This is a genomic window from Longimicrobium sp. (assembly GCA_036389795.1).
Lineage (GTDB): Bacteria > Gemmatimonadota > Gemmatimonadetes > Longimicrobiales > Longimicrobiaceae > Longimicrobium.
The window spans coordinates 43,953-50,521 of the sequence record DASVWD010000025.1 but is presented as its reverse complement, the minus strand read 5'-3'; the positions used below and the strand labels follow the sequence as shown (position 1 = coordinate 50,521).

Below are 6,569 nucleotides of genomic sequence, written 5' to 3'. Positions count from 1 at the left end.
CGGCCGCGGCGGTCGCGCCGGGGCACGGACGGGACCGAGGCGGGTGCCGTCTCGCCGGAGGCCGAGGCCGGTGCGGTGGTGGAGAGCCCGGCGGCCGGCGCGGGGCCGGAGGTGGTGGGTGCGGAAGCGGTGGTGGAGGAGGCGCACGGTGTGACGGCCGCCACCGGGGAGGTGGAGACGGGGCTCGACGCGGGCGTGGCCGCCGATGCGGCCCCGGCGACCAGCGGCCACGACGCCCAGGCGGGGGCGGACGCGGAGGTGCCGGAGGGCGAGGCGCCGCTGGCCATGGACCTCGGTCCGAACGAGGCCGCGGAGGCCGGCACGCGCGAGACCGCGCTCCTGGAGCCGGAGCCGGTGCGCGAGATGGAGTTCGCGGTGAAGCCCCAGGTGCTGAAGGCGGGGCTGGCCGCCGTGGTCGCCGGGCTTCCGACGAAGACCACCCTCCCGGTCCTCAGCAACGTCCTGATCGCCACCGAGGGCGACGGGCTGATCCGGATGACAGCCACCGACCTCGACACCACCGTCACGCGCACGGTCGCGGCGGCGGTCGCCAAGCCGGGCGCCGTGCTGGTGCCGGGGAAGAAGCTGCAGGAGATCGCGCGCGAGATCCCCGACAGCTGCACGCTGGACGTGCGGCTGGAGGAGGACACCCTCCACCTCTGGTGCCAGGAGACCCGGACCCGCTACAAGCTGGCGACCATGCCGGTGGACGAGTTCCCGACCCCGCCCGGGATCCAGTGGGACGAGAACTACTTCACCGTCCCCGGCGCCACGCTCGCGCTGCTGATCGAGCGCACCTCGTTCGCGGCCTCCACCGAGGAGACGCGCCCGATCCTGAACGGCGTGCTGTGGGAGTTGGGCCCCGACGAGATGGCAATGGTGGCCACCAACGGTCACCGGCTCTCGGTTACGCGCATCGCCGGCGGCAAGGCGCTCGGTGAGCACGAGGTGATCGTGCACCCGCGCGCGCTCGCCATGGTGGCGCGCCTGCCGCGCGAGGAGGAGGAGGTCCGCGTCGCCCGCACCCAGAACCACCTGGGCTTCCGTGGCGAGGGGTGGGAGATCGTCTCCCGCACGATCGAGGGGCCGTACCCGAACTGGCGCCAGGTCATCCCCGCGGACAACGACCGGGTCCTGATCGCGGACCGGGGCGCGCTCAGCGCGGCGGTGCGGCGCATGGCCATCGTCGCCAGCGAGCAGACGCACCGCATCCGCTTCTCCCTCGGCGGGCCGATGCTGCGCGTCTCGGTGGAGACCCCGGACCTCGGCGCGGCGCACGAGGACGTGCCCGTGGACTACCAGGGCGACCCGCTGGAGATCGGCTTCAACGCCCAGTACCTGCTGGAGCTCCTGCGCTACCTCCCCGCCGGCGAGGTGCGGATGAGCTTCAAGGCCCCCGAGCGGGCGGCCATGCTCCGCCCCGTGGAGGACGAGGACGGCATCTCGACGGAGATGCTGGTGATGCCGCTCCGGCTCCTCAACTGACGCGCGGCGTCCATCCCCGTGCCCGGGCCCGCGTCGGCCCGGGCACGCTTCCGCGCGCCCCATCCACGCGTTCCAGCCATGTCCGAGGCCAAGAAGCTCCCCTCGCAGGGGGCGCTGCTCTTCCCGTTCCTCCAGGTGCTCGCCGACGCCGGCGGCGCCGCGACGAGCGCCACCGTGCGCGCGCGGCTCGCCGACGCCGCGGGGCTCGACGAGGAGCAGCGGACCCGCCGCGTGCGGGCCGGGGCCGCCGGGCCGCAGGTGAACGAGTGGGGGCGGCACGTGCGCTGGGTGCACCAGCTCGCCCGGGCGGCGAGGCTGGCGCACGCACCCGAGAGCGGCGTGTGGGAGCTCACGGACCGCGGCGAGCGTGCCCTGCACAACGCGCTCCCCGGCGTGGTGGTGCAGGTGTTCGTGACCGAGCAGGGGGTGATGCTCTGGGGGGAGGCGGAGGCCGCCCTGGCGGTCGTGGAAGACGACTCCATCGACCTGTTCCTGGGGAGCCTCCCCTACCCCGACCAGCGGAAGGCCTACGAGGGGCAGCGCTCCGGGCGCGAGCAGGTCGACTGGGCGCTCACGCTCGCGGAGCGGGTCCGGCCGAAGCTGCGCGACAGCGGCTCGATGGTGCTGAACCTCGCCGCGCCGTTCGAGCGCGGGGCGCCGGCCGAATCGACGTGGATCCACCGGCTGGTGCTGCGCATGGTGGACGAGCTGGGGCTCGTCCTCTGCCAGACGCTCTACTGGCACAACCCCGCCAAGCTCCCCGCGCCCGCGGAGTGGGTGTGCCTGCGGCGCGAGCGGCTGGTCCCAGACGTCGAGCCGGTGCTCTGGTTCGCGAAGCACCCGCACCCCTACGCCGACAACACGGCCGTGCTCCGCCCGTACAGCCGGGCGATGCGCCGGCGCCTGGCCGCGGGCGGGGAGGCGGGCGCCGCACGGCCGAGCGGGCACGTGCTCGCGCCGGGCGCCTTCTCCGCCGACAACGGCGGGGCGATCGCCGGGGCCCTCCTCTCGGCCGCCAACACCGACAGCAACTCGCACTACTTCCGGCGCTGCCGCGAGACGGGGCTCCCGCCGCACCCGGCGCGCTTCCCGCCCGAGCTCCCCGAGCGGGTGATCGGCTTCCTCACCCCGCCCGCGGGGCTGGTGGCCGACCTCTTCTCCGGCTCCGGGGAGACGGCCGCGGCCGCGGAGCGGCTCGGCCGCCGCTGGATCGCCTGCGACCTGTCCCTCACCTACGTCCGCGGCTCCAGCTTCCACTTCGAGCGCAGCCCCGGCTTCCGCTCCTTCCTCCCCGGGCCGCTGCGCCCGGCGCCGCCCGCCCAGGCCGACCTCTTCGCGGCCTGACTCCCGGCGGCCCGGCGCGGCCCGGGGTACCACCTCATGGCGGGGGCGCCCGGCTCGGCGGGGCTCCCCCGCCACCGTCTCCAGGCGACCTCCATGGCCCCTGTCGCATCGCCCACCATCGCTCCAGACGCCGACGCGATCCATGACCTCCTCGGCGGCCCCGTGGCGGCCCCGCCGCGGCGGGCGCGGAGCGCGGCCCGTCCCGCGCGGCCGCGCGGCCCCGCTCCACGTGTGGCGGCGGCGCCCTCGCTGGAGGACGCCACGAGCCTCCTCCGGCACCACTTCGGCCTCCCGGCGCTGCGGCCGGCGCAGGAGCAGGCGCTCTCCGCCGTGCTGGCGGGGCGCACCCTCGTCTCCATCCAGCCGACGGGGAGCGGGAAAACCTTCGTGTACGTGCTGGGCGGGCTGTGCAGGGGCGGGCTCACGCTCGTCGTCTCCCCGCTGATCGCGCTCATGCACGACCAGGTCGTCCGGCTCCGCGACGCCGGGATCCCCGCCGCCGCCATCAACTCCACGAACACGCCCCGCGCCAACGAGGAGGCGGTGAAGGCGGCCGAGGCGGGGATGCTCCGCTTCCTCTACGTCTCGCCGGAGCGGCTCGACTCGCGGGAGTTCCGGGAGCGCGTGGGGCGCCTCCCGGTCCGCCTCCTCGCGGTGGACGAGGCGCACTGCGTGAGCGAGTGGGGGCACGACTTCCGTCCGGCGTACGTCCGCCTGGGACGGCACCGGGCGGCGTTCCCGGAGGCGCAGGTGGTGGCGCTCACTGCCACGGCGACCCCGGAGGTGCGCGACGACATCGTGAGCGTGCTGCGGCTCGACGCGCCCGTGGTGCAGGTGGCCGGCTTCGACCGCCCGAACCTGCGCTGGAGCGTCCGCCCCGCGGCCGGGTTCGACGACAAGGTCCGCCAGGTCCTGGAGATCCTGGACGAGCGCGAGGGGCCGGCCATCGTCTACGCCTCCACCCGCAGCGACGTCATGGCGCTCGCCGCCGTGCTGCGCGAATGCGGCTTCCCAGCGGTCGCCTACCACGGGAAACTGCCGGCCGCCGCGCGCACCGAGGCGCAGGAGCAGTTCATGGGGGGGCAGGTCGGCGTCGCCGTCGCCACCAACGCCTTCGGGCTTGGCGTCGACAAGTCGGACGTCCGCACGGTGGTGCACCTGGCCGCCCCGGGAAGCCTCGAGTCCTACTACCAGGAGGCTGGCCGGGCGGGGCGCGACGGGCTCCCCGCCGAGTGCGTCCTCCTCCACGACCCCGACGACCGGCGGATCGCCGAGTTGCTGCTGGACCGCAGCTTCCCCGACCGGGCGCTGGTGGAGGAGGCGTACGCTGCGCTGGAGGCCGCCGTGGACGACGAGGGGTGGCTCCCGGGCCCGCTCGCCCACCTGGAGCGCTCGCTGGGCGGACCCGCTGCCCGGTCGCTCCACGCGAGCGTCCGCGTGCTCGCGCTCGCGGGCGTCGTATCGCACGTCTCCGTGGGAAAGGCCGGCATCCGCGCCCGGATCGCGGCCGAGCCGGAGCGGATCACCGCGACGCTCGCCGGTCCCGCCCGGGCGGACGACCTGGGGTTCCTCCGCGGCCTCTGGCGGGCGCTCCGCCGCGCCGGCGCCGATCCCGGTGAGGGCGAGGTGGTGGCGCGCGCCGACCTGGACGCGCTGACGGGCGGGCTGAAGCGCGCGCGGGAGCGGCTGGAGCGGCTCGCGGAGGAGGGGCTGGTGGAGTGGCGGGAGCAGGAGACGGGGACTCGGGTGCTCCGCCGCGGGCTCCGGCCCCACGCGCTCCCCGTGGACTGGGACGCCCTGGCGAGGAGGCGCGCCGTGCGGCTGCGCCGCGTCGACGCCGTGGAGGCGTACGCGCGGGGCGCAGGATGCCGCCGCCGCGCGTTGCTCGGCTACTTCGGGGAGGAGGCGCCGCCGCGCTGCGGGAACTGCGACCGCTGCGGGGGAGGGCCCGGATGAACCGCCCCAGCCGCAGGAAAGCCGCGGGCCGGGTCCGCCGCCCGCCGTCACGCCGCAACAGGAGGTAGCCGGTGCCGCTGCCGTGGAAGGAGGTGAACGCGCGCGAGTCGCAGACGGTCGCCCAGCGGATCGGGCTGCCGAAGGCGGCCGAGGCGCGGAAGTGGGGGTGCCCGTTCTGCGGCTCCTCGGACGCGCTCCACGCCTACCCGGGCGAGGGCGCGGGCTTCGGGTGCTGGTCGGCGTGCGGCGCGGACCAGCCGCGGGGGTGCCGGGGCTACTCCAACCTCGACGTGGCGATGCGGCACTGGGGCTGCGGCCTGGCCGAGGCCTGCCGGCGCCTCGCCGACCTGCTCGGCATCGTCTATGACGACGACGCGGACGCGCCGCGGCCCCGCCGGTCTCGTCCCCGCGCCCGGCCGGCCGCCGTACCCGCCGGGGAGCCGAGCGCGCAGGAGCGGAACCTCGCGGCCGTCCTCGCGCTCCCGGGCGCGCGCCTCCCTTCGGCGGTCTACTCCGACGTGCTCGACGGTCTGCGGCTCACCGGGCGCGGGGCCGCGTACCTGGCGCGCGAGCGCCGCCTCGACTCGGCCGCGGCGGAGGCGTACGGCTACCGCTCGCTGGACGGACGGCGGGATTGGGCCGCACTCGCCGCGCGGCTGGCCGGGAGCTACGGCATGGAGGAGCTCGCCGCGGCGGGGTTCCCGCTTGCGGAGGACGGAGCGGTGACGCTCCCCTTCAACGGCTGCTTCCCGGCGCTCCTGATCCCCTTCCGGCGCGCCGGTGAGGTGGTCGGGATCCGCTTCCGCAACCTCCTCCCCGACCACCCGGACTACAAGCACAACCGCTACCGCACGCTGGCGGCCGCCAAGCCGCTCTGGCCCTACGAGGCCGACGCACTCCGCCGGCCGACCGTGCACGTAGTTGAAGGCGAGCTGAACGCGGAGACGCTCCGCCAGCTCGGCGAGCCCGCGGCCGGTCTCTACGGCGCGGGCATGTGGCTCGACCCCTGGACGGCGGAGCTCGGCGGCGCGCTCCGGATCGTGGCCTGGTACGACTGTCGGGATCCGAAGCGGGCCGGCGACCGGGGCGCCGCCGCGCTCCGCAGACGCCTCGTCGCCGCGTACGGCGAGCCGTGGGTCGCGCAGCGCTGGCGGCGGATGATCACTGAGGTAGACCCCAACGCGCTCCACCAGCAGGGGCGGCTCGCCGCCATCCTCGAGACGCGGGCCTGGGAGTGCACCGGCGCGGCGGAGGTGCACGCCGCGTAGCCGGTCGCATTCCGTCCTCGCTTCCTCCCCGCCGGGCGCCGCCAGGAGCAGCGCCCGGCTTCGCTTTCGTACGGATACACGGATGCCGAACCCACAGCTCACCCCCGCGTCCGCGCAGGCGGGGGCGCGCGAGCCGTTCCTCGACCTCCTCACCGAAGCGTGCGCGGACGGGAACGGCGGCCGCGTCTTCGCGCCGCTCCCGGCCGGCACCTACTTGGTCGCGGTGCAGGCGTCGGCGCTGCACCGCTGGTGCGAGCCGCGGGCCGCGGTGCCGCCGGCCGCAGTCGCCGCCTGGGAGGTCTTCGTCACCGACGCCTCCGGCCGCGCCGTCGGGCCCGCCACTCACCCGTGGCTCTTCCGCCGCCGCCCGTGGGTGTTCCACTGGCTGAACGCGGCGCCCGACGACGAGGTCCCCGTCGGCCGGCTGGTCCCCGCGTGGGTGGTGCAGCAGCTGCTCGACTTCCTCCGCGGGAGCGCGCCCACCGCGTCGCTCGCGCCCCGCTGAACCTCGCGCGT

General features: G+C 76.0%; 5 protein-coding genes. All 5 read left to right on the top strand.

What is annotated here, in order from left to right; all coding sequences use genetic code 11:
- A partial coding sequence (gene dnaN / locus VF746_03295) for a DNA polymerase III subunit beta (protein HEX8691445.1) occupies nucleotides 1–1,485 on the top strand: 1,485 nt, incomplete at its 5' end.
- A gap of 78 nt (nucleotides 1,486–1,563) precedes the next feature.
- A complete protein-coding gene (locus VF746_03290) occupies nucleotides 1,564–2,829 on the top strand; it encodes a DNA methyltransferase (GenBank protein ID HEX8691444.1) in 1,266 nt (421 codons plus the stop codon).
- 93 nt (nucleotides 2,830–2,922) lie between these two features.
- Nucleotides 2,923–4,785: an ATP-dependent DNA helicase RecQ gene (locus tag VF746_03285; GenBank protein ID HEX8691443.1), complete on the top strand. Its 1,863-nt coding sequence runs from the start codon at nucleotides 2,923–2,925 to the stop codon at nucleotides 4,783–4,785.
- 71 nt (nucleotides 4,786–4,856) lie between these two features.
- On the top strand, nucleotides 4,857–6,053 hold the full coding sequence (locus VF746_03280; protein ID HEX8691442.1) for a toprim domain-containing protein: 1,197 nt from the start codon (nucleotides 4,857–4,859) through the stop codon (nucleotides 6,051–6,053).
- Between the two features lie 82 nt (nucleotides 6,054–6,135).
- Nucleotides 6,136–6,558 carry a hypothetical protein gene (locus VF746_03275; protein HEX8691441.1) on the top strand — a complete coding sequence of 141 codons (423 nt, stop codon included), beginning with the start codon at nucleotides 6,136–6,138 and terminating at the stop codon, nucleotides 6,556–6,558.
- Nucleotides 6,559–6,569 lie beyond the last annotated feature (11 nt).

Bases quoted from the DNA above. Each gene is read 5' to 3' on its own strand.
- VF746_03290 (HEX8691444.1), top strand. From the start codon at position 1,564: ATGTCCGAGGCCAAGAAGCTCCCCTCGCAGGGGGCGCTGCTCTTCCCG.
- VF746_03285 (HEX8691443.1), top strand. From the start codon at position 2,923: ATGGCCCCTGTCGCATCGCCCACCATCGCTCCAGACGCCGACGCGATC.
- VF746_03275 (HEX8691441.1), top strand. From the start codon at position 6,136: ATGCCGAACCCACAGCTCACCCCCGCGTCCGCGCAGGCGGGGGCGCGC.